Genomic DNA, 24007 nt, shown 5'->3' with positions numbered 1-24007 from the left:
AGCCAACCGCGCCACGAAAAACGAAGACCGCGCAGGCATGCACCGCCTTGCCCCTCGAAGGCCCGGGGGCACTGTCATGAAGGCGCCATGGACGTCGCCGACAGTTGAATCAAATTGTTACATTGGTTCAGCAGCCAGTCCCTCCCATGACCGTTCGCCTGCGCATCACCCTGCTCATCGCCCTCACCTTCCTGGCGCTGTGCGCCATCGGCGGCTTTGCGCTCTACCAGTCGTCCCGTGGTGCCCAGCAGGTCAAGGCCGTGACGGAGGGGGTCGTTCCCAGCACCATCCAGTCGGTGGAGATGATGGGACAGCTCAAGGACGTACACATCGCCACCATGGCCATGGTGGCGGCGCCCGACGGGGAGAGCGCCAAGACCACCTACGAGGCACTGAGCTCGCGCAAAAGCGAACTCAAGGCAGCCCTGGCTTCGCAGATGCGCCAGGCCGACAGCGATGCACAGCGCGGCCTGATCAAGGAGGCCGAGATGAGCCTGGAGAACTACTTCCAGGCCATCGACGACACGGCCCGATTCAAGCTGGCGGGCCAGCAGGAGGCCGCCGAGGCCACCATGGCCGCCACCGTGGACCAGTACCTGCGCGAGCAGGGCCAGATGATCGAGGCCGTGCAGGTGGAAAAGCGCCGCGGCAAGGACCAGGCCATTGCCTCGCTGAACGCCAACCTGACCCAGACCACGACGACCCTGAGCGCAATCACGCTCATCGCCGTGCTGGCCATGGGCGGCATCGGCCTGCTGCTGTACCGCCAGATCGTGCGCCCCATCGGCGAGATGGAGCGCAAGATGACCGAGATCGCCACCAGCCAGGACTTCTCGCACCGCGTGCCCGTGGCCCGCATGGACGAGATCGGGCGTTCGCTCACGGCCTTCAACCTGATGGTGGAAAAGATCCAGGAAAGCACCGAACTGGTGCGCCGCAAGACGGCCGACATCCAGGTCATGCTGCACACCATCCCGCAGGGCATCCTGACGCTGCAGGCCGGTGGGGTGGTCCACCCCGAGTACTCGGACCACCTGGCCAGCATCGTCGAGACCCGCGAGATTGCCGGGCGCAGCGTGGGCGACGTGCTGCTGAACCACACCGACCTGGGAGCCGACGCGCTGGCGCAGGCCACCACCGCCATCGACGCCTGCATCGGCGAAGACGCGATGAACTTCGAGTTCAATGCCCACCTGCTGCCCGGTGAGGTGAGCGCGAGGTTCGCGGACGGCAAGGCCAAGGTGCTGGACCTCACCTGGTCGCCCATCGCCTCGGCCGACGGCAGCATCGAGCGGCTGATGCTGTGCGTGCGCGACGTGACCGAACTGCGCGAGCTGGCACGCGCCGCCCAGGCGCAGAAGCAGGAGCTGGCGATGATCGGCGAAGTGCTTGCCGTGCAGCAGGAGAAATTCCACGACTTCGTGGACAGCGCGTCCTCCTTCGTGCTGCACAACCAGCGCCTGCTCGATGGTGCGGCCACCGATGCGGCGGCCCGCTCATCTGCCGTGGCGGAGCTGTTTCGCAACATGCACACCATCAAGGGCAATGCCCGGACCTACGGCCTGCTGCCACTGGCCGACGTGGCGCACGCGGCCGAGCAGCGCTACGACGCCCTGCGCCAGGACCTGTCCGGCTGGGACGGCGCAGCGCTGGATGCCGAACTGCAGGCGGTGCGTGCATCGCTGGAAAATTACGCGCACATCAACGACACCAAGCTGGGCCGCAAGGGCCCGGGGCGCCGCGGCAGCGTGGAAAAATACCTGATGGTGCCGCGCGAGCGCATCGACGAACTGCTGCACGCGGCGGGCAGTGCCCTGCACGGCAGCAGCGACCCGCATGCCATGCGCGCCCTGCTGGAACAGGTGCAGCATGCCCTGCAACTGCTGGGCACCCACACACTGCACGACGTGCTGGAAACGGTGGTGGCCTCATTGCCCGACCTGGCGCAGGAACTGGGCAAGCAGGCGCCCAAGGTCGTCATCGCCGATGGCGGCATCGTTCTGCGCACCCAGGTGACCGACGTGTTGCGCAACACCTTCATGCACCTGCTGCGCAATGCGCTCGACCACGGCATCGAAGCCCCGCCGGAACGCGCCATGCAAGGCAAGGCGGAGCAAGGCCGGATCGAGATCGCCCTGCGCCAGGCGGACGGTCATATCACGCTGCGGCTGTCCGATGACGGACGCGGCCTGAACCTGGACCGCATCCGCGCCAAAGCCATTGCCTCGGGCCTGGTGCAGGAAGACAGCACCCTCACTCCGGCCGAGACGGCGCAGCTGATCTTTGCGCCCGGCTTTTCCACGGCCAGCGAGGTGACCGCCATCTCGGGGCGCGGTGTGGGCATGGACGCGGTGAAGGCCTTCATCGAATCCGTGGGTGGCAGCATCGCGCTGGAGCTCCAGCTGGCCGATGGGCACGCAGGCCACGCACCGTTTCACACCGTGATCCACCTGCCCGCCCAGTACGGCGTGGCACGCCGCGCCCCGGCAGAACACGCCGAGAAGGAAGCGCAATGATGGAAGTGCTGCTTCTGCTCTGCGGCTGTGCGCTGGGCGCCATGGCCGGCTGGTGGCTGTGCGGCCGCACGCTGCGCAAGGCAGCCTTGCAGACCGAGGAGGACGTCGGCAAGGATGCGCAATGGGAGGTGGAAAGCGAGAACGCCCGGCTGCAGGCCCAGGTCGATCAGTTGCACGGCTCGCTGCAGCAGGCACAGGCGCGCATGCAGGACGCCATCGGGCAGTGGGAGCAGGAACAGCGCCTGATCGAGCACAGTGCCAGCCAGCAGGCGCAGGCCGTGGTGCAGGGTGCCATGGGCCACAGCCAGACGCTGGCCAAGGCACTGGCCGAGTTGCAGGGCATCAGCAAGACTTTCGAGCGCTGGCATGCCGACATGAGCAAGCTCGTGGCCCACAACAAGGACATGCACGAGAAGAACGACGAGTTCGCGCGTATCGTGCGCCAGATGGTGATCGTGGCGCTCAACGCGTCCATCGAGGCGGCCCGTGCGGGCGGAGCCGGGCGCGGCTTCGCCGTGGTGGCCAACGAGATGCGCACGCTGTCGGTGAACGCCGAGGCCCTGTCCAAGCACTACCGGGACAACCTCTACAAGAACGACCTGATCGCCACCACGACCTTCCAGGACATGCAGGCCGGCGGCAAGATGATCATCAATGCGTCCATGGGGCTCGCGCTGACCAACCGCAAGATCCAGGCCGCTCTGTCTGCCTGAGCCAGCCGCCATGACGTTGAGCCAACGCGCCAGGGACAGCCTGGACAGCATGATGGTCGCAGGCCTGCGCCAGAGCATGGGGCCGCCACAGTCGGAGATACAGGTCCGCACGGTGCCTGACGTGGCGCAGGAATCGCTGACCCACATGGCGGTGCTCTCGATCGCCTCCTACTCGTTTCGCATCATCGCGGCGCTGCACTTTGCGCACGATGCGCGCACGCGTGCATGGATCGCGGGCATGGTCGGGCAAGGCGAACAGGAGCTGGGCCCGCAGCCATTCATCGACGCCATCTGTGAGATCGGCAACATGTGCTGCGGCGCGATGAACCGCGAACTGGGCGCCTTCTACGACTGCCTGGGCCTCTCGACCCCGCAGATCCTGGACATCCGCAGCCTGCCGCACATGGCGCAGATCGGCACCGACCACCTGCAGCATTTCCGCATCGACCTGCCAAACGGCTTGTTGGGTGGCCTGCCGCTGCACGCGACCCTGTGTGCCCGCGCCTACACCCCCATGGACTTCCATTGGAAGGCCCCCGAGATCGAAGAGGTCGCGGGCGAACTGGAATTTTTCTGACCATTTCTGAAGGACTAGCACCATGGCCAACATCCTCGTCGTCGACGACTCCAGCACCGTGCGCAACGAAGTCGGCGGCTTCCTGGGCAAGAACGGCTTCGACATCGCCTTCGCGGTGGACGGCCGCGACGGCCTGACCCAACTGCAGCAGGACCCGCGCATCAAGCTCGTGGTCTGCGACGTGAACATGCCCCACATGGACGGCCTGACCATGGCCGAGAAGGTGCGCAGCGAACTCAGGAACACCGGGGTCAACATCGTGATGCTGACCACCGAGAACTCGCCCGCAATGAAGGAGCGCGGCAAGGCCGCCGGCATCCGCGGCTGGATCGTCAAGCCCTTCAACGGCCCGGCGGTGCTCGGCTCGTTCCAGAAGCTCGTCGGGGCCTGACCCTGCCTATGCGGCGGGCGCCGCAGGCGCGATGCGCAGCGGGATGGTGATCGGCCCGTCGTTGACGAGGTGTACCTGCATTTCGGTCGCGAAGCGGCCGGTGGCAACCACCGGGTGCAGGGCGCGCGCCTGCTGCACCACGTAGTCGAACAGGCGGCGGCCTTCGTCGGGGGCGGCCGCCTGGGTGAAGCTCGGGCGGTTGCCGCCGGTGGTGTCGGCGGCCAGCGTGAACTGGCTCACCAGCAGCAGGCCGCCCGACACGTCCTGAACGCTGCGGTTCATCTTGCCGGCATCGTCACCGAAGATGCGCAGCTTGAGCAGCTTGGCCAGCAATTTGTCGGCCTCGGCTTCGGTATCTGCGCGCTCGGCACACACCAGCACCAGCAGGCCGTGGCCGATGGCGCCCACGGTCTGGCCCTCCACGTCCACGCGTGCCTCGCGCACACGTTGAATCACACTGATCACGTCGTCACTTCCTTGGGTTCGGGTTCATGGAAAAGGGCTTCCACCTCGATGGGCAGCAGTTCGATGGTGGCACGCAGGCCGGGAACGGCCGACACCAGCGCCTGTTCCACCTGGCCGCGCAGCTGGGCCGCCTGGCCCAGCGTCCAGCTGCCGGGCACATGCAGGTGCAGGCCGACGAACTGGCGCTGGCCCGCGCGCCGCGTGGAGACATGGTCGAACCGCAGGGCGCCGGGCGCCTGGGCCGCCAAGAATTGCCGCAGCGTGGCATCGATGGCGGCCTGGACCTCCGGCTCCACGGCCTCGTCCATCAGACCCTGCGAAGACCGCCAGACCAGCGACACGCCCTCGCGCAGGATATTGAGCGCCACCGCGATGGCCGCCATAGCATCGAGCCAGAGCCAGCCCGTGAGCGCTGCGCCCGCGATGCCCACGAGCACGCCGGCCGAGGTCCAGACGTCCGTGAAGAGGTGCCGCGCATCGGCCTCCAGCGCGATCGACTGGTGTACGCGCGAGGAGCGCAGCATGAGCCAGGCCAACACCCCATTGAGCACCGAACTCGCCACCGAGAGCGCCAGGCCCCAGCCTACCTGCTCGATGGGTTGCGGCGCGAACAAGCGGTGCCCGGCCGCCCAGAGAATGCCCAGCGACACGCCGACGATGAGGATGCCCTCGAAGCCCGAGGAGAAATACTCGGCCTTGTGGTGGCCATAGGGGTGGTTGTCGTCCGCCGGCAGTTGGGCGATGGTGACCATGGCCAGCGCGAACACCGCACTGGCCAGATTGACGAAGGATTCCATCGCGTCCGACAACAGGCCGACCGAGCCGGTCACGTACCAGGCTGCCGTCTTGAGCACGATGGTGACCAGCGCCACGGCCACCGACGCCCACAGCAGGTTGCGTGGCGTGAACCAGGGATGCAGGGAAGGAGCGGGTGGGGACATGGCTGGCTGGATTACACCAGACCGTGCGCGTGCCAGAATCCGCCCCATGACCAAGGCATGGCGTCATCGCCTCGCAGGATTGCTGTTGTGGGCCCTCGTGGCGGCCGCCGGTGCCGGCTGGCTGGCGCATGCGCGCGTGGAACAGCTGCGCGCGGCCTTCGATACGGACGCGCGCATCGTGCACCGGCTGCTGAGCCAGCGCGTGGTGCAACACGACGCGGTGATGGCCACGCTGGCGCTGCTGCAGCCCCCGGTGCCGGGTGCGGTGGCCGACACGGCGGCCGCATCGACCCTGCCGCGCCTGCCGTCCGTCTACCCCCAGATCCTGGCGGTACTGCAGCGCCCGGCCGCTGGTGCCTGGCCTGCCGCGCAAAAAGCCGCGCTCGATGCCGCCGAGGCAACCTCGCGCCGGTCCGGGCGGGCCGAGATGGCCCTGGCGGACCTGGCTGCCGGCCGCTACCACCTGGTGCTGGCGGGCACCCCGGCCAGCTATGCGCTGCAAATCGATCTGGCAGCCACCGTGCCGCTGGAGGAATGGCCCATGAACCCGGTGACCAGCCCGGTGCGCGTGGCGCTGGAACGCGCCGGCCAGTCCTTCGTGGTGCAGCCCGGTCGCCGCCTGGACCGCACGGGCTGGCACTTCGGCGTACACAAGCTGCTGGCATCGCCGAGCCAGCCCCTGGACGTGGTGGCCGAGCGCACCGTGACGCCGGCCGAGCTGCCCTGGTGGGCCATGCTGGGCTGGTGCCTGCTCACGGCAGCCCTGTGGGCCGGCGCGCTGGCCTGGTGGCGCCAGCGCGTGGCGCGCCAGCGGGCCGAGGAGCTGCTGCGCCTGGGCCAGGTGGCCCGGCTCAATACCCTGGGCGAGTTGGCTGCCGGCATGGCGCACGAGCTCAACCAGCCCCTCACGGCCCTGCTGGCCAGCACCCAGGCGGCCAAGCGCCTGCTGGGCGAATCACCGCCCGACCTGGACACCGCCTTTGACGCCATGGGCCGCGCCGTGGAACAGGCACGCCGCGCATCGGCCGTCGTGGGCCGCTTGCGCCGCCTGGTGGAGCGCCCCGATCTGGCCGGACAGGCCCAGCCGCTCGCATTGCCCGCCGCCGTGCAGGACGTTTTGCACCTGGTGGAGCCAGAGCTGCGGCAGCGCAGCGTGGTCCTCGACCTGCAGGCCGAGCACGAACTGCCCACCGTACTGGCCGAGCCTGTGGCGCTGCAGCAGATCGTGCACAACCTGGTGATGAATGCCCTGCAGGCCATGGAGCAGGTGCCTGCCGCAGAGCGGCGGCTGGAGCTGCACCTGGCCCGGCAGGACACCGGCCAGGTGGCGCTGACAGTGCGCGACCATGGCCCGGGCATACCGACCGAGGCACGCGAGCGCCTGTTCGAGCCCTTCTACACCACGCGCGAAGGCGGTCTGGGCCTGGGGCTCACGCTGTGCGAAAGCCTGGCCCAGGCCATGGGTGCGCAGCTGTGGCTGGCACCCGCCGCAGGCCGGGGCGCGGCCTTCGTGCTGGTGCTGCCGGTGACGGCGCAGGCGCCCGCCGCAGCCCACCCGGCCGCCCCACTCCATACCCCCGTGCTTCCATGACCGACCACGCCACGCCCCTGTCCCCGCTGATCCACCTGGTGGACGACGATGCCGCCGTGCGCGAGGGCCTGTCCCTGCTGATCAGCACCGTGGGCCTGCGCGTGCAGGCCTGGGCCGACCCGCTGGCCTTCGCTGCGGGCTTCGACCGCGCCAGCATCGGCGCCATCGTGCTTGACGTGCGCATGCCGGGCACCAGCGGCCTGGCGCTGCTGGAGCAGTTGCTGGCGCAGGGCGTGGACCAGCCGGTGATCATGCTCACCGGCCACGGCACGGTGGACATGTGCCGCCGCGCCTTCAAGGCCGGCGCCGCCGAGTTCCTGGAAAAACCGGTGGACGACGAGGTGCTGCTCGAGGCGCTGCAGAACGCAGTGCGCCAACACGTGCGCTCGCGCGAGCGCCACCAGGCCGACCAGCAGGCGCGCGAGCGCCATGCCCAGCTCTCGGCGCGCGAGCGCGAAGTGCTGGGCCTGATCGTCGAGGGCTTGACCAACAAGGAGATCGGCCGCGCGCTCGAACTCTCGCCGCGCACGGTGGAGACCCACCGCGCCAACCTGTTCGCCAAGCTCGGCGCAGAGTCGCTGGCGCAGTTGATCCGGCGCTACGCGGCCCTTGTGGAATAGCCACCCGGACAACGGGACTGCGTAGTTCTACGGAGGCCCGCGCGTAGCCGCACGAATGGTGCCGGCGGCCTGCATTTTTTACAGTTCTCCCACGGCCCGACGACCTGCCAGGCCGGCCTTCCACACCACCGGAGAACACACCATGCAACGCCACTTCAAGACCGCCGCCATCGCCCTCGCCTTCATCGCCACCGCTGCCAGCGCCGAAGGCGTGCGCACCGAAAAGAACATCTCGCTGGACCTGGCCACGCAGATCGCCGCCCAGACCGTGGCCACCTGCACCGCCAACGGCTATGCCGTGACCGCCACCGTGGTGGACCGTGCCGGCACCGTGCGCGCCGTGTACCGCGCCGACAACGCCGGCCCGCACACCCTGGAAGCCAGCCGCCTGAAGGCCTACACCTCGGCCTCGGCCAAGAACACCACCCTGGCCATGATGGAAGGTGCGCAGAAGAACCCCGCAGCCGCCAACCTGGTCAATATCCCCGGCTATCTGCTGCTGGGCGGCGGCGTGCCGGTAAAGGTGGGCAACGAAGTGATCGGCGCCGTGGGCGTGGGCGGTGCTCCCGGCGGCCACCTGGACGAGCAGTGCGCCGTGGCCGGCATCGCCAAGGTGCAGGACCAGCTCAAGTAAGCCTCAGGCAACCGACGGAGAAAAAAGCCATGGCCCACCGCACCGCCCCTTCATTCGCGAGCACGGCGCGTGCGCTGTGCGCCATCGCCGCAACCCTGGCCTGCGCTGCGCTGCAGCCGGCCCAGGCCCAGGTGCCGCCCAGCCCGGCGGACATCGCCGCTTACCAGGGGGTGCATGCTGCGGCGGCCCAGGGTGACAGCGCCGCCCTGCAGCGCCTGCTGGCAGGAGCCGGTGCCGCCCAGGCCAATGCCCGCGACGCCCATGGCCGCACGCCCCTGCACGTGGCCACCTTTGCCCGCCAGCGCGAGGCCATCCGCGTGCTGGCCAAGGCCGGCGCCGGGCTGGACCTGCTGGAAAACGACCGCTACGACGCGGTGACGATCGCCGCAGTGGCGGACGACGAGGACACCCTGGCCCTGCTGCTCTCGCTGGGCGCCAGCGCCAAACAGGTGACCAGCCGCTACGACGGCACGGCCCTGATCGCCGCCGCCCACCTGGGCCACGACGGCGTGGTGCGCCAGCTGATCGCCGCCGGCGCCCCGCTGGACCATGTGAACAACCTGCACTGGACGGCTCTGATCGAATCCATCGTGCTGGGCAATGGCGGGGCACGCCACCAGGCCACGCTCAAGGCCCTCGTCAAGGCGGGCGCCAGCCAGTCGCTGACCGACCGGCAGGGCAACACGCCGCTGCAACTGGCACGCCAGCGCGGCTACGATGCCATGGCGCAGATGCTGGTCAGTCGGTAACCAGGCGGGCCTTCACGGACTTGCCTTTGACCTTGCCGCTGTTGAGGCGGTCGACCACCTGGCGGCCCACGGTGCGGTCCACCGCCACATAGGTGGAGAACTCGTTGACGTTGATCTTGCCGATCTGCTCGCGCGTGAAGCCCATCTCGCCGGTGAGCGCACCCAGCACGTCGCCGGCACGGATCTTTTCCTTGCGGCCCCCGATGATCTGGATGGTGGCCATGGGCGGCACCAGCGGCCCGTCGCCGGTGGGCGTGAGTTCGGCCAATGGGTAAAAACGCGATTCGCGGCCCTGCAGCTGCTCGATCTTGCCCACGCTGCCCATCTCGTCCATGCTGGACAGGTTGAGCGCCAGGCCCTCGGCGTCGCCCCGGCCGGTGCGGCCGATGCGGTGGATGTGCACTTCGGGGTCGGGTGTCACGTCCACGTTGACCACGGCCGCCAGGTTGGCGATGTCGAGGCCGCGCGCGGCCACGTCGGTGGCCACCAGCACCGAGCAGCTGCGGTTGGCGAACTGCACCAGCACCTGGTCGCGCTCGCGCTGCTCCAGCTCACCATACAGCGCCAGGGCGCTGAAGCCCTGGGCCTGCAGCACGGCCACGAGGTCGCGGCACTGCTGCTTGGTGTTGCAGAAGGCCAGCGACGATTCGGGCCGGAAGTGGTCGAGGATCTGCGATACGGCGTGCAGGCGCTCGGAGTTCTTCACCTCGTACCAGCGCTGCTCGATCTTGCCCTCGGCATGCTGGGCCTGCACGGTGATCTGCTCGGGCGACTTCATGAACTGCTGGCTCAGCTTGGCGATGCCCTCGGGGTAGGTGGCCGAGAACAGCAGGGTCTGGCGCTCCTTGGGGCACTGGCGCGCCACGGTGGCGATGTCGTCGAAGAAACCCATGTCCAGCATCCGGTCGGCCTCGTCGAGCACCAGGGTGTTGAGCGCCTCCAGCGACAGGTGCTGGCGCTCCAGGTGGTCCATCACGCGGCCGGGCGTGCCGACCACGATGTGGGCACCGTGTTCCAGGCTCACGGTCTGGCCGCGCAGCGGCACGCCGCCGCACAGGGTCACGACCTTGATGTTCTCCTCGGCCCGCGCCAGGCGGCGGATCTCGGTGGTCACCTGGTCGGCCAGCTCGCGCGTGGGACACAGCACCAGCGCCTGCACAGCAAAGCGGCGCGGGTTGAGGTTGGCCAGCAGGGCCAGGGCAAAGGCGGCCGTCTTGCCGCTGCCGGTGCTGGCCTGGGCGATCAGGTCCTTGCCCAGCAGGGCGGGTGGCAGGCTGGCGGCCTGGATGGGGGTCATCTGCGTGTAGCCCAACTGCTGCAGATTGGCCAGCGTGGCGGGGCCGAGGGCCAGCGCACTGAAATCGGTGGCGGCTTGGTTTTCTTTGGAGGTCATGGGGGGATTATCCGGGGCAGGCCGGAAAAGCCCTATTTGCCCTGCCATGTGCATAGGGAGAACTACCTTACGCCAGCGTCAGGTGAATCGGCTATAACGGAATACAGTGCAGGAACCGGGTGGTACATGCCAGAAACGATCAACGCATCCAGCACCGCCGAGCAGGGCCGCTCCAGCGACCTGCTGCTGCGCCTGATCGCGGACTCCGTGCCCGCGCTGATGGCCTATTTCGACCTGCCCGGCCTGCATTGCCTGTTTGCCAACCAGGGCTATGCGGCCTACAACGGCCATTCCACCGAATCCATCCTCGGCCTCACGGTGCAGCAGGCCATCGGCGACAAGGCCTGGCAGGCCATACAGCCCCACGTGGAGCGCTCCACCCGGGGCGAACACGTCAAGTACGCGCGCGAGCAGACCCTGCCCAATGGCGAAGTGCGCATGATCGAAGTGAATCTCATCCCGCACTTCGAAGGCGCGCAGAAGGACCGGCAACTGGGCTCCTTCGTGCTGATCACCGACATCACCGAGCGCTGGCGCGCCGAGCGCTCGGTGCGCGAGAGCGAAGAGCGCATGCGCAAGTTCACCGAAGCCACGGACGAGGCCATCGTATTCCACCGCGACGGCCTGATCTCCGACGGCAACGAGGCCTTGTACCGGCTCACCGGCTATGCGCTGCACGAGGTGGTGGGCCTGTCCATCTTCAACTTCATCAGCCCCGAATGGCGCGCCGTGGCGCTCGACTACACGCGCAGCGGCCGCGAAGACCCCTACGAAGTCACCATCCGCCACAAGGACGGCCATGCCATCCCGGTGGAGGTGGTGGGCAAGACCATGCCGTTCCACCATGCGGACTACCGCATCGTGGTGGTGCGCGACATCACGGCGCGCAAGCAGGCACAGGAGCGCGAGGCCTTCAACGCCCTGCACGACTCGCTCACGCAGTTGCCCAACCGCCGCCACCTGATGGACCAATTGGCCCAGGCGCTGGCCCGGCGACGCCAGGGCCAGGTGGCGGTGCTGTTCGTGAACCTCGACCATTTCAAGACCGTGAACGACTCGCTCGGCCACCACGCCGGCGACCAGTTGCTGCGCGAGGTGGCCGACCGGCTGCGCCACAGCGTCGGTGACGCCGACGTGGTGGCCCGCCTGGGCAGCGACGAGTTCGTGCTGGTGCTCACCAGCATCGAGACGCCTGAGGATGCAGCCCGGGTAGCCGACGCCGTGCTGCAGGCCATGCGCACCGTCTTCACGGTGGGCCACCTGCCGCTGACCATGTCGCCGTCCATCGGCATCAGCCTGTTTCCGGACGACGGGGCCACCGGCGATGCGCTGCTGCGCTGCGCCGACGCGGCCATGCAGCAGGCCAAGGACAGTGGCCGCGGCAACCGCCAGTTCTACCAACCCGGCATGGACCTGCGCGCCATGGAAGTGCTGCAGCAGGAGCGCCTGCTGCGCGAGGCCATTGCGGACAACGCCTTCGTGCTGCACTACCAGCCCCAGATCTGCCTCGCGGATGGCACGCTCCGGGGATTCGAGGCCCTGGTGCGCTGGCGCCACCCGGTGCGTGGCCTGGTGGGTCCCATCGATTTCATCGCCTTCGCCGAGTCGCGCGGGCTCATCACCCCGATTGGCCGCTGGGTGCTGCACGAGGCCTGCCGCCAGCTCAAGGCCTGGCAGGAAGAGGGCCTGGCCCTGGTGCCGGTGGCCGTCAACCTGTCGGCCCTGGAGTTCCGCCAGCGCGATGTGGCCGGCGAGATCGCCGCCGCCCTCACGGCCACGGGCCTGGCACCGCAGTACCTGGAGATCGAGCTGACCGAATCGGTGCTGATGCACCAGAACGGCCAGGTGCTCGATACGCTCAATGCTCTCAAGAAGCTGGGCGTGGGCATCTCCATCGATGATTTCGGCACAGGTTACTCGTCGCTGGCCTACCTCAAGCGCTACCCCATCGACAAGCTCAAGATCGACCGTTCCTTCGTCATGGACACACCGGGCAGCGCCGATGACGTGGCCATCGTCACGGCCATCGTGCAGATGGGCCGCAGCCTGCAGCTCAAGACCGTGGCCGAAGGGGTCGAGACCGCCGAGCAGATGGCCCTGCTGCGCAGTCTGGACTGCGACCTGGTCCAGGGACACCTGATCTCCGTGCCGCTGGACGCCCCGGCCATTCGCCAGTGGCTGCTGGACCAAGGCGCGCAAACTGCGGCCTGAACGCCACACCAGCCCCGGGAGAGGACACGATACGGCGGTTTCCCGTGAATTTCTGGTGCCGGGCAGGTAGCTGTCATCCCCACCACCCCGCCGCATGTGGACAATAGGGCCATGCCCCTGATCCCCGACTTCATCGCCCCCACCCGCCACACCGACCCTGCCGAGGCCCTGGCCCAGGTGCAGCGTATCTACCAGCAGCAGATCGGCCACCTGCGCGAGGCCATGCACCAGTTCGTGTCCGGCGAAACGCCGGGGGGGCATGTGCGCGCCTTCTACCCCTTCGTGCGCATCCACACCGCGACGGTGGCGCGGGCGGACACCAAGCTGGCCTATGGCTTCGTGGAGGGACCCGGCCGCTACGAGACGACGCTGACCCGCCCGGACCTGTTTGGCGACTACTATGCCGAGCAGTTCCGCCTGCTGCGCAAGAGCCACAACGTGGAACTGGAAGTGGGCACCAGCGCCCAGCCCATCCCGATCCACTTCTCGTTCGCCGAGCACGACCATATCGAAGGCACGCTGACGCAGGAACGCCGCATGCTGATGCGCGACGTGTTCGACCTGCCCGACCTGGCCGCCATGGACGACGGCATCGCCAACGGCACCTGGGCCCCGCGCCAGGGCGAAGCACAGCCGCTGTCGCTGTTCACCGCGCCGCGCGTGGACTACTCGCTGCATCGCCTGCGCCACTACACCGGCACGGCACCCGAGTGGTTCCAGAACTTCGTGCTGTTCACCAACTACCAGTTCTACATCGACGAGTTCGTGCGCCTGGGCCATGCCGAGATGGCCAAGCCCGACAGCGAGTACGTGGCTTTCATCGAGCCGGGCAACGTGATCACGCGCCGCACCGGCCTGCCGGCGGCCGAGGCCGACGCCCTGGGCGTGGCGCCGCCGCGCCTGCCGCAGATGCCCGCCTACCACCTGGTGCGCCAGGACCGCAGCGGCATCACCATGGTCAACATCGGTGTGGGCCCGGCCAATGCCAAGACCATCACCGACCACATCGCCGTGCTGCGCCCGCACGCCTGGATGATGCTGGGCCACTGCGCCGGCCTGCGCAACAGCCAGCAACTGGGCGACTATGTGCTGGCGCATGCCTACGTGCGCGAGGACCACGTGCTCGACGAGGAACTGCCGCTGTGGGTGCCCATCCCGGCGCTGGCCGAGATCCAGGTGGCGCTGGAGCAGGCCGTGGCCGACGTGACCCAGATCGCCGAAGCCGACCTCAAGCGCATCATGCGCACCGGCACCGTGGCCAGCACCGACAACCGCAACTGGGAGCTCTTGCCCGACAACATGCCCCAGCGCCGCTTCAGCCAGAGCCGTGCCGTGGCGCTGGACATGGAAAGCGCCACCATCGCGGCCAACGGTTTCCGCTTTCGCGTGCCCTACGGCACCCTGCTGTGCGTGAGCGACAAACCGCTGCATGGCGAGATCAAGCTGCCCGGCATGGCCAACCACTTCTACCGCGAGCGGGTGGACCAGCACCTGCGCATCGGCATGCGCGCCATCGAGATTCTGCGCGAGGGCGGCATCCACCGCCTGCACAGCCGCAAGCTGCGCAGCTTTGCCGAGGTCGCATTCCAGTAAAACCATCCCCTGCCGCAGGGCGGCGCCCCCAGCCATGCCACTGGACTTTCTGACACTGATGGCGGTGATGGCCGCCAACCTGTTCATGATCTCGGCCGCCCTGCCGCTGATCATGGGCCCCGGCGTGAGCCCCGCGGCCCGCTATGTGCAGGCCAGCATGCTGCTGCAGGCCACGGCCTGGGCGGCCATCATCGCGGCCGGGTCCTGGTGGGACCAGGCCCTGTCCACCCTGTCGGTGGCCTGCAATGCGCTGGCGCAGTGGATGCTGTACCGCGCCCTGGGCGAATGGCTGGGCGAGCGGCCCTTGAAGTCCCTGCTGCTGGTGCTGGTGGTGATCACCCCGCTGGGCTATACGCTCGCCTTTGGCGACTATGCCTGGCGCGTGGGCTGGGCCAACCTGCTGATGGCCGCCATCCTGCTCATCGTGGCACGCGCCACGCTCTACCCTGCACGCTATGCCGACCCGCGCTGGCGGCGCCTGCTGATGGCCTGCCTTGTCACCTCGGCGGCGTTCACCCTGGCGCGCGGCATGCTGGGCGCCTTCACCGACCAGTACCCGAGCTTTCGCACACCCCACCCCGTCAACCTGGCCGCCGCCGTGGCCACCAACGTGAGCCTGGTGCTGGGCACCGTGGCCCTGCTGGTGGCCTGGCGTGCCGAGGCCGAGCAGAAGCTGCGCGCCCTGGCGATGACCGACGGGCTCACCGGCGTGCTCAACCGGCGCGGATTCACCAAGCAGGCGGACAACATGCTCTCGCACGCCTGGCGCCACCACCTGCCACTCACGGCACTGGTGCTGGACCTGGACTACTTCAAGCAGATCAACGACACCCATGGCCACGAGACGGGTGACCGCGCCCTGAAACTCTTTGCCCGCCTGCTCGAGGAAACCTGCCGCACCGGCGACCTGGTCGGGCGGCTCGGGGGCGAGGAATTCGGCGTGCTGCTGCTGCACAACAGCGCGCCTGCAGGCATTGCCTTCGACCGCCGCCTGCGCACGCGCCTGCAGGACGCCAGCGCCGCCGAGTTGGGCTTTGCGCTCGACTACAGCGCCGGCATGGCCGTGCTGCTTCCTGCGGAAACGCGCCTGCCGGACCTGATGGCCCGGGCCGATGCCGCGCTCTACCTGGCCAAGGCCCAGGGCCGCGGCCGCATGGTCGAAGCCTGAGAGGCTGAGAGTCTTTCGTCCATGCCCGCCTTGCACGCCAAAACACCCCGGATCGTCGTTGCAAATGCTCGCCATAGCCCGAGCTATGGCTGTGCTTTGCGCCTAGATCCAGGGCGTTCTGGCGCGCCCCTCGGACACGGCCAAAAAACTCCCAGCCTCTGAGCGCACCCCGTATTCCGGTATCGCACACAATCGGTGCATGACGGATCTATTCGAAGTGCGCGATCTGCGCAAAAGCTATGGCGAGACCACCGTGGTCAACGATGTCTCGTTCGCCATCGCCCCCGGTGAATGCCTGGGTGTGATCGGCCCCAACGGCGCGGGCAAGACCACCACCATCCGCATGTGCCTGGGGCTGGCCAACCCCGACAGCGGCAGCGTGCGCTTTTACCCCAGCGCTGGTGCCGCGCCCCTGCACATGCCGCACGACGCCCTGGCCATCAAGGCGCAGATCGGCGTGGTGACGCAGTTCGACACGCTGGACCCGGACTTCACCTGCTACGAAAACCTGCGTGTGTTCGGCCGCTACTTCGGCATCAAGGGCCCGGCCATGGACGAGCGCGTGCCCAAACTGCTCGAATTCGCGGCCCTCACGCACAAGGCGAACGCCAAACCCGGTGAGTTGTCGGGCGGCATGAAGCGGCGCCTGAGCCTGGCGCGCGCCCTGGTCAACGACCCGCGCCTGCTGCTGCTGGACGAGCCCACCACGGGCCTCGACCCCCAGGCCCGCCACCTGATGTGGGAGCGCCTGCAGTTGCTGCTGCAGCAGGGCAAGTCCATTTTGCTGACCACCCACTTCATGGACGAGGCCGAGCGCCTGTGTTCGCGCCTGCTGGTGCTCGACCATGGCAAGAAGATCGCCGAGGGCCGCCCGCGCGAACTCATCGCCCAGCACCTGGAGCCCGACGTGGTGGAAGTCTTCGGCGTGGGCGCCGTGGCGCTGGCCGAAGATGCCGCGCTGCGCACCCTGGCGGCGCGCGTGGAAGTCAGCGGCGAAACGGTGTTCTTCTATACCCAGAACGCCCAGCCGCTGCTGCACGCGCTGGGCGCGCACACGCACCTGCGCACCCTGCACCGGCCTGCGAACCTGGAGGACCTGTTCCTCAAGCTCACGGGCCGGCAGATCCGCGAAGATGGTTGAAGACGGTCAGACCTTACGTGGTTTGACTTTGCTGGCGGCAAGCTTGGCGTTGTCGCGCGCGGTGTGCACGTCTGCCGCACGCGCCAGGGCCACACCCATGCGGCGCTTGGTGAAGCTCTCAGGCTTGCCGAAGAGGCGCAGGTCGGTGTCCGGCACGCGCAGGGCATCCTCCACGCCGTCGAAGACGATGCCCACGGCGTCCACCCCGCCGTAGATCACTGCGCTCGCGCCCGGGTTGCGCAGGCTCGTGTCCACGGGCAGGCCCAGGATGGCGCGGGCGTGCAGCTCGAACTCGCTCTGGTGCTGGGTACACAGGGTGACCAGGCCGGTGTCGTGCGGGCGCGGGCTCACTTCGCTGAACCAGACATCCTCGCCCTTGACGAACAGCTCCACGCCGAACAGGCCCTGGCCGCCCAGGTTGTCGGTCACGGCCTTGGCGATCTGGCGCGATTTTTCGAGCGCTGCCGGGTGCATGGGGTGGGGCTGCCAGCTTTCCACATAGTCGCCGCTGACCTGCACGTGGCCGATGGGGTCGCAGAAGTGGGTCTCGATCTGGCCATCGGCACCCACGGCGCGCACGGTGAGCTGGGTGATCTCGTAGTCGAAGTCGATGAAGCCCTCGACGATGACGCGGCCGTGGCTCACGCGACCGCCGGCCATGGCGTAGTCCCAGGCCTTTTTCACATCGTCGGGGCCGTCAATCTTGCTCTGGCCCTTGCCCGAGCTGCTCATCACCGGCTTGACGATGCAGGGGTAGCCGATACCGGCGTCGATGGCGGCCTGCAGCTCTTCGAGCGAATTGCAGAATTGGTAGGGGCTGGTGGGCAGGGCCAGGGTTTCGGCGGCCAGCACGCGGATGCCTTCGCGGTCCATGGTCAGGCGCGCGGCGCGGGCGGTGGGGATCACGCGCACGGTACCGGCGGCTTCCAGCTCTTCGAGCATGGGGGTGGCGATGGCCTCGATCTCGGGCACCACCAGGTGCGGGCGCTCGGCCTCGATCAGCGCCTTGAGCTGGGCCGGGTCGCTCATGGTGATGGTGCGGCGGTGGTGGGCTACCTGCTGGCCGGGGGCGTTCTCGTAGCGGTCGACGGCGATGGTCTCCACGCCCAGGCGCTGCAGCGCGATCAGCACCTCCTTGCCGAGTTCGCCCGAGCCCAGCAGCATGACTTTGGTGGCATGGGGGGACAGGGGGGTTCCGAAGGTGGTCATGGCGGTGCTTTCGACAGAAGGTAGAGGGGTTTTGCCGCCCGCAAGGCGGCCCGTGGGTGCCGACTTTAATGCACCCGAGGCCGCCCGCGTGGCGCAGAACTTGCAACACCCGGGGCATGACCGCCCCGCCCGCCTCTGGCCACCCGCGCACCCAGCCCGACTGGCATGCGCAGGAGCTGCTGCTGATGCGCGAGGTGATGCGCCTGATCGGCCGCAGTCTGGCACCCGGACTGGTGCTGCGCGAGATGCTGCACCTGATGAGCGAGCTGTTGGGCCTGAACCGCGGGCGCATCGTGCTGGTGGATGCAGCCGAGGCCGGTGCGGTGCGCACCGCGTCCATCCAGCACGCCTATGGCCTGACCCAGGCCGAGGTGCAGCGCGGTCGCTACGCCTGGGGCGAGGGCATCACCGGGCGGGTGCTGGCCACGGGGCAGCCGGCCATCGTGCAGGACATCGATGCCGAGCCGCTGTTCCTGGCGCGCGCGGTGCAGCGCAGCCACCTGCCGCCCGAGACGGTGGCCTTCATCGCCCTGCCCATCGAACTCAACCACGCGCCCATCGGGGTGTTGGCCTGCCACCGCATCCGCAGCCGCCAGCGCCACCTGAACGACGACCTGGCCGTGCTGCGCGTGCTGGCCACGCTGGTCGGCCAGTTGCTGCAGCTCGAAGCCCTGGTGGCCGAGCAGACGCGCCAGCTGGAAGCACGCAACGCCGTGCTGGCCAATGCGCTCAACACCAAGAGCGCGCGCTATGGGCTGATCGGCAACTCGCCGCCGCTGCTGCAGGCGCTGGGCGAGCTCGAACGCGTCTCGCAGACCCAGGCCACGGTGCTGCTACTGGGCGAGTCGGGCACGGGCAAGGAGCTGTTCGCGCGCGCCGTGCACCTGGCCAGCGGCCGGCGCGACCGGCCCTTCATCAAGGTCAACTGCTCGGCCATACCCGATGCGCTGTTCGAGTCGGAGCTGTTCGGTTACGAACGCGGCGCCTTCACGGGCGCCAGCACCGCGCGCGCGGGCTGGTTCGAGCAGGCCGACAGCGGCACCATTTTCCTCGACGAGATCGGCGAGCTGCCGCTGGCCATGCAATCGAAGCTGCTGCGCACCTTGCAGGAAGGCACGCTGGTGCGCCTGGGCGGGCAGCGCGAGGTGAAGGTCAACGTGCGCCTGGTGGCTGCCACCAACCGCGACCTGGCGCGCGAGGTGGAGGCCGGGCGCTTCCGCCAGGACCTGTACTACCGGCTCAACGTGATCCCGATCCGCCTGCCCTCGCTGGCCGAGCGGCGCGAGGACATCCGCGCGCTGGCGCTGCACTTCGTGAGCCGCGCCAACCAAGCCCACCAGCGCAACGTGAACCTGGCGCCCGATGCCCTGGCGCGCCTGGAAGCCCACCCCTGGCCCGGCAACATCCGCGAACTGGGCAACCTGATCGAGCGCCTGGTGCTGCTGGCCAACGACACGCTGGTGACCGATGCGGAGCTGGACCGCTTCCTTCCTGGCGCCATGGCCACCCAGGCGGCCCCCGTGGCAGCCCCCCCGGCGCAGGCGCCGGGTGAGGCGCCCTTGGTGCGCGACTACGCCCCTGCGCATTCCCACAGCGCCCACACCCTGCAGGCAGCGCTGGCCGAGCACCACGGCAACCAGTCGCGGGCGGCGCAAAGCCTGGGCCTCACTCTGCGCCAGTTCAGCTACCGCCTGCGCAAGGCGGGCCTGCGCTGAGCCTGGTGGCAGGCCCGCCACTGTGTCGACAATTTGTCGACACAGTGTTCAGGGCAGTCGCCAACAGCCCTTGCATTCGAGGCCATGAAGCCCATTTTTGCTATTCATTGAGTAGCATCCGGAATAGCATGGAAAGCGCTTTCATGGGATTTCACTCTGAATCGGCCACTCTGGCACACCTGTTGCGGTAAGGGAGGCAGGCCATCCTGCCCACCACCGCATCGAAAGGTTTTCCATGAGCACCGATTCCGACGCCGTCCTGATCTCGCCCACCCGGTTGCTGGCCCTGCAGGCCGCAGAGCCTGTCGTCCTGATCGACACCCGCGACGCCGACACCTATGCCCTGGGCCACATCCCGGGCGCGGTGAACCTGCGCGAGACCTTCACCTTCCTGGCCACCTCCAGCCCCGAAGGCCTACAGGAACTCAAGGACACCTTTGCCGCGCACCTGGGGGCCATCGGCCTGTCGGGCGCCGAGACGGCGGTGTTCTACGAAGACGCACTGAACAGCGGCTACGGCCAGTCCTGCCGCGGCTACTACCTGCTGACCTGGCTGGGCTACCCCCAGGTCAAGGTATTGAACGGCGGCTACTCGGCCTGGAAGGCGGCCGAGCTGCCGGTTTCCACCGAAGCTGTGGTGCCCACGCCCGCGATCTTCCCGACCAGCCTGGCCACCGCCGATGTGATGCTGACCAAGGACGACGTGGCCGAGGCCCTGGGCACCGACACCGTGCTGCTGGACGTGCGCGACGTGGACGAGTGGATCGGCGAAAGCTCCAGCCCCTACGGCAAGGATTTCGCACCCCGCAAGGGCCGCCTGCCAGGCGCCAAGTGGGTGGAGTGGTACCGCTTCATGAAGCCCTCAGCCCAGGGCCCGGTCTTCAAGTCGCCGGACGAGGTGCGAGCCGAATGCGCCACGGCCGGCATCGCCCCGAGCGACACGGTGTACCTGTACTGCTTCAAGGGCGCACGTGCGTCCAACACCTTCCTGGCGCTCAAGCAGGCCGGCTTTGCCGACGTGCGCATGTACTTCGGCTCGTGGAACGAGTGGTCGCGTGACGACAAGCTGCCCATCGAGAGCGGCTTGCCGCTGCTGCGCACGGCCAGGAAGCCCGCGCTGGCCCTGGCGGCCTGACCACCGGCCGGGGCACGCTGCCCCGCCCTCCCTTTCCGGTTCTTTTGTTTCTCTATCACTGCCTCCAAGGAAAACCATGTCCACCGACCTGCTGGAACCCACCGCCCCCGTCACCACCGTCCACACCGCGCTGCGTCCCATCGACCGCGATGGCCTGATGGCTTTTGCCGAGAAGGGCCGCAACAACCCCGCCAGCCGCGGCACCAACAAGGTCCACACGGTGATGGAGGGGCAGTACCGCTCACTGAGCACCGTGGGCCAGCACACGCCGGTGGTGGTCGACGAGCCGCTGCACCTGTTCGGCCAGGACACGGCGCCCGCCCCGGGCGAGATCGTGCTCTCGGGCCTGGGCGGCTGCCTGGCCGTGGGCATCACCGCCGTGGCCACCTGGAAGCAGGTCCAACTCAGCAAGATCGAGATCTTCATGGAGGGCGACATCGGCAACCCCGCCGCCTGGGGCGCCGGTGGCGCGCTGCAGAAGCTGCCACCCGAGATGGGCTTCCAGGCCATCCGCGTGAAGGTGCTGATCGAGGGCGACGCACCGCGCGAAGTGCTCGACGAGATCGTGCAGCACGCCAATTTCTACTCGCCCGTGGCCAACAGCATGCGCAACCCGATCCCGTTCGAGATCAGCCTGGCCGACTGAGCTGCCCGCCCGTTCCCGTCTTTGCCCTGCCGCGCACACCCAAGGACCCTGCCCCCATGAACCCCGCCGACCTCCCTCCCCAACTCCACCTGGAAGGCGCCCTGCAGGGCGACGCACTGATCGCCGCCGTTCGCGCCATCGCCCAGGGCCCGCTGGCCGCGCAGGCCGAGGCCATCGACCGTGTGGGCTACTACCCGCGCGCCGAGCTGCAGCAACTGGGCGCCGTGGGCGCGATGGCGGTGCATCTGGACAGCACGGCTGGCCCGGCGGACTATGGCCTGGCCATCCGCGCCATGGCCGAGGTCTCGCGCGTGTGCGGCGCCACCGGCTTCATGCTGTGGTGCCAGGCGGTGTGCGGGCTGTACCTGCAGCAATCGGGCAACCCCGCGCTGATGGGCGAGGTGCTGCAGCGCCATGCCAGCGGGGTCGGCCTGGGCGGCACCGCCCTGTCCAACCCCATGAAGAGCTACGCCCAGATCGAATCCCTGCTGCTCAAGGCCACGCCCGTGGAGGGCGGTTACCTCGTGAACGGCACCCTGCCCTGGGTGAGCAACCTGGGGCCCGACCACTACTGCGGCGCCGTGGCGGCCATCGCCCAGCCCGAAGGCAGCGCGCCACGCGAGCTGATGTTCTTGCTGCGCTGCGGTGCGCCAGGCGTGGAGATGCGCGAGTGCCCGAGCTTCTCGGGCATGGAGGGCACGGGCACCTATGCGCTGCGCCTCAAGGACCATTTCGTCGGTGCGGACCACACCCTGGCCGACCCGACACGGCCGACCATCGCGCGCATCCGCGCCGCCTTCGTCATGCTGCAGTGCGGCATGGCGGTGGGCATCACCCAGGGGGCCATCGACTCGATGTGGGCGGTGGAGGCACAGCTCGGCCATGTCAACCAGTTCCTCGAAGACCGGCCCGATACCCTGCAGGCCGAACTCGACGCGCTGACCGCGCGCGTGATGCGGCTGGCCGAGACGCCCTTCGACACCCGCACCGACTTCTTCATCGACGTGCTGGACGCCCGCGCCCACGGCGCCGAGCTGTGCCTGCGCGCTGCCCAGTCGGCCCTGATGCACCAGGGCGCGCGCGGCTACCTCATGAGCTCGGAGGTGCAGCGCCGCGTGCGCGAATCGCACTTCGTGGCCATCGTCACCCCGGCCATCAAGCACCTGCGCAAGGAAATCGCGCGCCTGTCCACCGAGGAGATGCCGGCATGAGCGCTGCCGCCACCACCCACTCCGCGCTGGCCGACGACCCCTGGCTCCAGTACATCTGCCACGCCTGCGGCTACCTCTACGACGAGGCACAAGGCGACCCCGACGGTGGCCTGCCGCCCGGTACGCGCTATGCCGATATCCCTGACGACTGGGCCTGTCCGCTGTGCGGCGTGACCAAGGGCGATTTCGAGCCCTACCTGGCGCCCAGCATGGAGGCATTGAAAGCCCAGGCACGCAGCGGCACGGCAGTTGTACCCACCCCCGAACGCAACGCCCGGCCTGGCGTTGTCATCGTGGGCGCCGGCCGTGCGGGCTGGCTGGTGGCCGAAGCCCTGCGCGCGCTGGACGCGCAGCGCCCCATCACAATGGTGACCGACTGCAGCGGCGACCTGTACGACAAGCCGCAGCTGTCCATCGCCATGGCCAAGCACCTGCCCACCGAACGCCTGGTGCGCGAGAGCGGCGCGGCCGCAGCGACGCGCCTGGGCGTACGCCTGCTGGCACACACGCATGCCGTGCGCATCGACACATCTGCCAACGGTGGCACGCTGCGCACCACGCGCGGCCCGCTGCGCTACCAGCACCTGGTACTGGCCCATGGCGCGCGCGCTGCCCTGCCCCCGGGGCTGCCGGCCGCGCTGTGCTGGCGCATCAACCACCTGCAGGCCTACCAGCGCCTGCGCGCGGCCCTGGGCCACACGCCACGCCGGGTGCTCATCGTGGGCGCCGGCCTCATCGGCTGCGAGCTGGCCAATGACCTGGCGCTGGGCGGCCACAGCATCACGCTGCTCGACACCGAGCCCCTGCCGCTGGCGCGCTGTGCCGGCGAAGCCCGCGCCAGCGAGCTGCTGGCGGCATGGGGCAAGTTGCCCATCGCGTTCGTCGGCGGCGTTGGCGTGGCCTCGCTCGACGCGCTGGCCGTTCCCAACCCCGAGGGCTCCCTGCAGCTGACCACCACCGACGGCCGGCAGTTCACGGCCGACCAGGTGATCGTGGCCGCCGGCCTGCAGACCCCGCCGCGCCTGGCGCAGAGTGCCGGCCTGGCTTGGGACGGCGGCATCGCCGTGACGCCGCAGCAGCTGCAGACCAGCGTGCAGGGCATCCACGCGCTGGGCGACTGCATCACCATCGGCGGGCAGGCCAGCCGCTTCATCGAGCCGATCGCGCGGCAGGCACGCACCATCGCTGCGGCAATTGCGGGGGCGGGCGATGTGCCGTATGAGCCCCGGCCAGCCTCCATCCGGGTCAAGACCAGCTCCTGGCCCATGAGCCTCTGATCGGCGAAACCCGGGCACGCAAAAATATTTCAACTATTTTGCTGCCGGCCTGCATCCAAAAGGCGTCTTCGTGGGTAGTACCTGCAGCAGCCCATTTTTTTGCTGCTGTCC

Annotated in this window: 21 protein-coding genes; 17 read left to right on the top strand and 4 right to left on the bottom strand. The window is 68.6% G+C overall.

Features of this window, described 5'->3' with window-relative positions; all coding sequences use genetic code 11:
• The first annotated feature begins 146 nt into the window (after positions 1-146).
• The 4 genes from AC0IZS_RS11930 to AC0IZS_RS11915 are packed head-to-tail and all read left to right on the top strand — an operon-like array spanning position 147 to position 4197.
• The gene (locus AC0IZS_RS11930) at positions 147-2516 is read left to right on the top strand and encodes an ATP-binding protein (protein ID WP_471635805.1); all 2370 of its coding nucleotides are present in this window, start codon (positions 147-149) and stop codon (positions 2514-2516) included.
• Positions 2513-3229, top strand: a complete 717-nt coding sequence (locus AC0IZS_RS11925; protein WP_471635804.1) for a methyl-accepting chemotaxis protein — start codon at positions 2513-2515, stop codon at positions 3227-3229. The genes AC0IZS_RS11930 and AC0IZS_RS11925 overlap by 4 nt, the downstream gene beginning before the upstream one ends.
• Before the next feature lie 10 nt (positions 3230-3239).
• Entirely contained in the window at positions 3240-3806 is a 567-nt protein-coding gene (locus AC0IZS_RS11920) for a hypothetical protein (RefSeq protein ID WP_471635803.1), read from the top strand.
• Positions 3807-3828: 22 nt separating this feature from the next.
• Complete coding sequence (locus AC0IZS_RS11915; protein WP_471635802.1) at positions 3829-4197, top strand: response regulator; 369 nt, start codon at positions 3829-3831, stop codon at positions 4195-4197.
• Positions 4198-4203: 6 nt separating this feature from the next.
• Here AC0IZS_RS11915 and dtd read toward each other — a convergent pair whose 3' ends face one another.
• Positions 4204-4662: a D-aminoacyl-tRNA deacylase gene (gene dtd, locus AC0IZS_RS11910; protein WP_471635801.1), complete on the bottom strand. Its 459-nt coding sequence runs from the start codon at positions 4660-4662 to the stop codon at positions 4204-4206.
• On the bottom strand, positions 4659-5603 hold the full coding sequence (locus AC0IZS_RS11905) for a cation diffusion facilitator family transporter (protein ID WP_471635800.1): 945 nt from the start codon (positions 5601-5603) through the stop codon (positions 4659-4661). Before AC0IZS_RS11905 ends, dtd begins: the two co-directional genes overlap by 4 nt.
• A gap of 46 nt (positions 5604-5649) precedes the next feature.
• Here AC0IZS_RS11905 and AC0IZS_RS11900 point away from each other — a divergent pair, with 46 nt between their 5' ends.
• From AC0IZS_RS11900 to AC0IZS_RS11885, 4 genes are all read left to right on the top strand, one after another.
• Entirely contained in the window at positions 5650-7194 is a 1545-nt protein-coding gene (locus AC0IZS_RS11900; RefSeq protein WP_471635799.1) for a sensor histidine kinase, read from the top strand.
• Positions 7191-7814 carry a response regulator transcription factor gene (locus AC0IZS_RS11895; protein WP_471635798.1) on the top strand — a complete coding sequence of 208 codons (624 nt, stop codon included), beginning with the start codon at positions 7191-7193 and terminating at the stop codon, positions 7812-7814. Before AC0IZS_RS11900 ends, AC0IZS_RS11895 begins: the two co-directional genes overlap by 4 nt.
• A 142-nt stretch (positions 7815-7956) precedes the next feature.
• Positions 7957-8448, top strand: a complete 492-nt coding sequence (locus AC0IZS_RS11890; protein ID WP_471635797.1) for a GlcG/HbpS family heme-binding protein — start codon at positions 7957-7959, stop codon at positions 8446-8448.
• Between the two features lie 29 nt (positions 8449-8477).
• On the top strand, positions 8478-9197 hold the full coding sequence (locus AC0IZS_RS11885) for an ankyrin repeat domain-containing protein (RefSeq protein ID WP_471635796.1): 720 nt from the start codon (positions 8478-8480) through the stop codon (positions 9195-9197).
• Here AC0IZS_RS11885 and dbpA read toward each other — a convergent pair.
• A complete protein-coding gene (dbpA, locus tag AC0IZS_RS11880; protein WP_471635795.1) occupies positions 9187-10590 on the bottom strand; it encodes an ATP-dependent RNA helicase DbpA in 1404 nt (467 codons plus the stop codon). The two genes, AC0IZS_RS11885 and dbpA, sit on opposite strands and share 11 nt — an antisense overlap.
• A 126-nt stretch (positions 10591-10716) precedes the next feature.
• On the opposite strand from dbpA, the gene AC0IZS_RS11875 reads away from it, so the two are divergent.
• The 4 genes from AC0IZS_RS11875 to AC0IZS_RS11860 all read left to right on the top strand — a co-directional run bounded on the left by AC0IZS_RS11875 (position 10717) and on the right by AC0IZS_RS11860 (position 16703).
• A complete protein-coding gene (locus AC0IZS_RS11875; protein ID WP_471635794.1) occupies positions 10717-12801 on the top strand; it encodes a putative bifunctional diguanylate cyclase/phosphodiesterase in 2085 nt (694 codons plus the stop codon).
• 111 nt (positions 12802-12912) lie between these two features.
• Entirely contained in the window at positions 12913-14394 is a 1482-nt protein-coding gene (locus tag AC0IZS_RS11870) for an AMP nucleosidase (RefSeq protein ID WP_471635793.1), read from the top strand.
• Between the two features lie 34 nt (positions 14395-14428).
• Positions 14429-15562 (top strand): GGDEF domain-containing protein, encoded by a 1134-nt coding sequence (locus tag AC0IZS_RS11865; RefSeq protein WP_471635792.1) that lies wholly within the window; start codon positions 14429-14431, stop codon positions 15560-15562.
• A gap of 199 nt (positions 15563-15761) precedes the next feature.
• Positions 15762-16703, top strand: coding sequence for an ATP-binding cassette domain-containing protein (locus AC0IZS_RS11860; RefSeq protein WP_471635791.1), 942 nt, complete (start codon positions 15762-15764; stop codon positions 16701-16703).
• A gap of 6 nt (positions 16704-16709) precedes the next feature.
• On the opposite strand, the gene purT is transcribed toward AC0IZS_RS11860, so the two are convergent.
• Positions 16710-17912 carry a formate-dependent phosphoribosylglycinamide formyltransferase gene (gene purT, locus AC0IZS_RS11855; protein WP_471635790.1) on the bottom strand — a complete coding sequence of 401 codons (1203 nt, stop codon included), beginning with the start codon at positions 17910-17912 and terminating at the stop codon, positions 16710-16712.
• 116 nt (positions 17913-18028) lie between these two features.
• Here purT and AC0IZS_RS11850 point away from each other — a divergent pair, with 116 nt between their 5' ends.
• The 5 genes from AC0IZS_RS11850 (at position 18029) to AC0IZS_RS11830 (ending at position 23896) form a co-directional block, all read left to right on the top strand.
• Complete coding sequence (locus AC0IZS_RS11850) at positions 18029-19627, top strand: sigma-54 interaction domain-containing protein (RefSeq protein WP_471635789.1); 1599 nt, start codon at positions 18029-18031, stop codon at positions 19625-19627.
• A gap of 235 nt (positions 19628-19862) precedes the next feature.
• The gene (locus AC0IZS_RS11845) at positions 19863-20762 is read left to right on the top strand and encodes a sulfurtransferase (RefSeq protein WP_471635788.1); all 900 of its coding nucleotides are present in this window, start codon (positions 19863-19865) and stop codon (positions 20760-20762) included.
• Positions 20763-20838: 76 nt separating this feature from the next.
• Positions 20839-21408 (top strand): OsmC family protein, encoded by a 570-nt coding sequence (locus AC0IZS_RS11840; protein WP_057199931.1) that lies wholly within the window; start codon positions 20839-20841, stop codon positions 21406-21408.
• 56 nt (positions 21409-21464) lie between these two features.
• On the top strand, positions 21465-22619 hold the full coding sequence (locus AC0IZS_RS11835) for an acyl-CoA dehydrogenase family protein (protein WP_471635787.1): 1155 nt from the start codon (positions 21465-21467) through the stop codon (positions 22617-22619).
• A complete protein-coding gene (locus AC0IZS_RS11830) occupies positions 22616-23896 on the top strand; it encodes an FAD-dependent oxidoreductase (RefSeq protein ID WP_471635786.1) in 1281 nt (426 codons plus the stop codon). Before AC0IZS_RS11835 ends, AC0IZS_RS11830 begins: the two co-directional genes overlap by 4 nt.
• Positions 23897-24007 lie beyond the last annotated feature (111 nt).

The sequence above is a fragment of the Acidovorax sp. AC410 genome, from assembly GCF_979253235.1.
Note: the sequence above shows the minus strand (reverse complement) of the source record. Positions and strands in the feature narration are given on the sequence as shown.

Bases quoted from the DNA above. Each gene is read 5' to 3' on its own strand.
- AC0IZS_RS11930 (WP_471635805.1), top strand. From the start codon at position 147: ATGACCGTTCGCCTGCGCATCACCCTGCTCATCGCCCTCACCTTCCTG.
- AC0IZS_RS11925 (WP_471635804.1), top strand. From the start codon at position 2,513: ATGATGGAAGTGCTGCTTCTGCTCTGCGGCTGTGCGCTGGGCGCCATG.
- AC0IZS_RS11920 (WP_471635803.1), top strand. From the start codon at position 3,240: ATGACGTTGAGCCAACGCGCCAGGGACAGCCTGGACAGCATGATGGTC.
- AC0IZS_RS11915 (WP_471635802.1), top strand. From the start codon at position 3,829: ATGGCCAACATCCTCGTCGTCGACGACTCCAGCACCGTGCGCAACGAA.
- AC0IZS_RS11905 (WP_471635800.1), bottom strand. From the start codon at position 5,603: ATGTCCCCACCCGCTCCTTCCCTGCATCCCTGGTTCACGCCACGCAAC.
- AC0IZS_RS11900 (WP_471635799.1), top strand. From the start codon at position 5,650: ATGACCAAGGCATGGCGTCATCGCCTCGCAGGATTGCTGTTGTGGGCC.
- AC0IZS_RS11895 (WP_471635798.1), top strand. From the start codon at position 7,191: ATGACCGACCACGCCACGCCCCTGTCCCCGCTGATCCACCTGGTGGAC.
- AC0IZS_RS11890 (WP_471635797.1), top strand. From the start codon at position 7,957: ATGCAACGCCACTTCAAGACCGCCGCCATCGCCCTCGCCTTCATCGCC.
- AC0IZS_RS11885 (WP_471635796.1), top strand. From the start codon at position 8,478: ATGGCCCACCGCACCGCCCCTTCATTCGCGAGCACGGCGCGTGCGCTG.
- dbpA (WP_471635795.1), bottom strand. From the start codon at position 10,590: ATGACCTCCAAAGAAAACCAAGCCGCCACCGATTTCAGTGCGCTGGCC.
- AC0IZS_RS11875 (WP_471635794.1), top strand. From the start codon at position 10,717: ATGCCAGAAACGATCAACGCATCCAGCACCGCCGAGCAGGGCCGCTCC.
- AC0IZS_RS11870 (WP_471635793.1), top strand. From the start codon at position 12,913: ATGCCCCTGATCCCCGACTTCATCGCCCCCACCCGCCACACCGACCCT.
- AC0IZS_RS11865 (WP_471635792.1), top strand. From the start codon at position 14,429: ATGCCACTGGACTTTCTGACACTGATGGCGGTGATGGCCGCCAACCTG.
- AC0IZS_RS11860 (WP_471635791.1), top strand. From the start codon at position 15,762: ATGACGGATCTATTCGAAGTGCGCGATCTGCGCAAAAGCTATGGCGAG.
- purT (WP_471635790.1), bottom strand. From the start codon at position 17,912: ATGACCACCTTCGGAACCCCCCTGTCCCCCCATGCCACCAAAGTCATG.
- AC0IZS_RS11850 (WP_471635789.1), top strand. From the start codon at position 18,029: ATGACCGCCCCGCCCGCCTCTGGCCACCCGCGCACCCAGCCCGACTGG.
- AC0IZS_RS11845 (WP_471635788.1), top strand. From the start codon at position 19,863: ATGAGCACCGATTCCGACGCCGTCCTGATCTCGCCCACCCGGTTGCTG.
- AC0IZS_RS11840 (WP_057199931.1), top strand. From the start codon at position 20,839: ATGTCCACCGACCTGCTGGAACCCACCGCCCCCGTCACCACCGTCCAC.
- AC0IZS_RS11835 (WP_471635787.1), top strand. From the start codon at position 21,465: ATGAACCCCGCCGACCTCCCTCCCCAACTCCACCTGGAAGGCGCCCTG.
- AC0IZS_RS11830 (WP_471635786.1), top strand. From the start codon at position 22,616: ATGAGCGCTGCCGCCACCACCCACTCCGCGCTGGCCGACGACCCCTGG.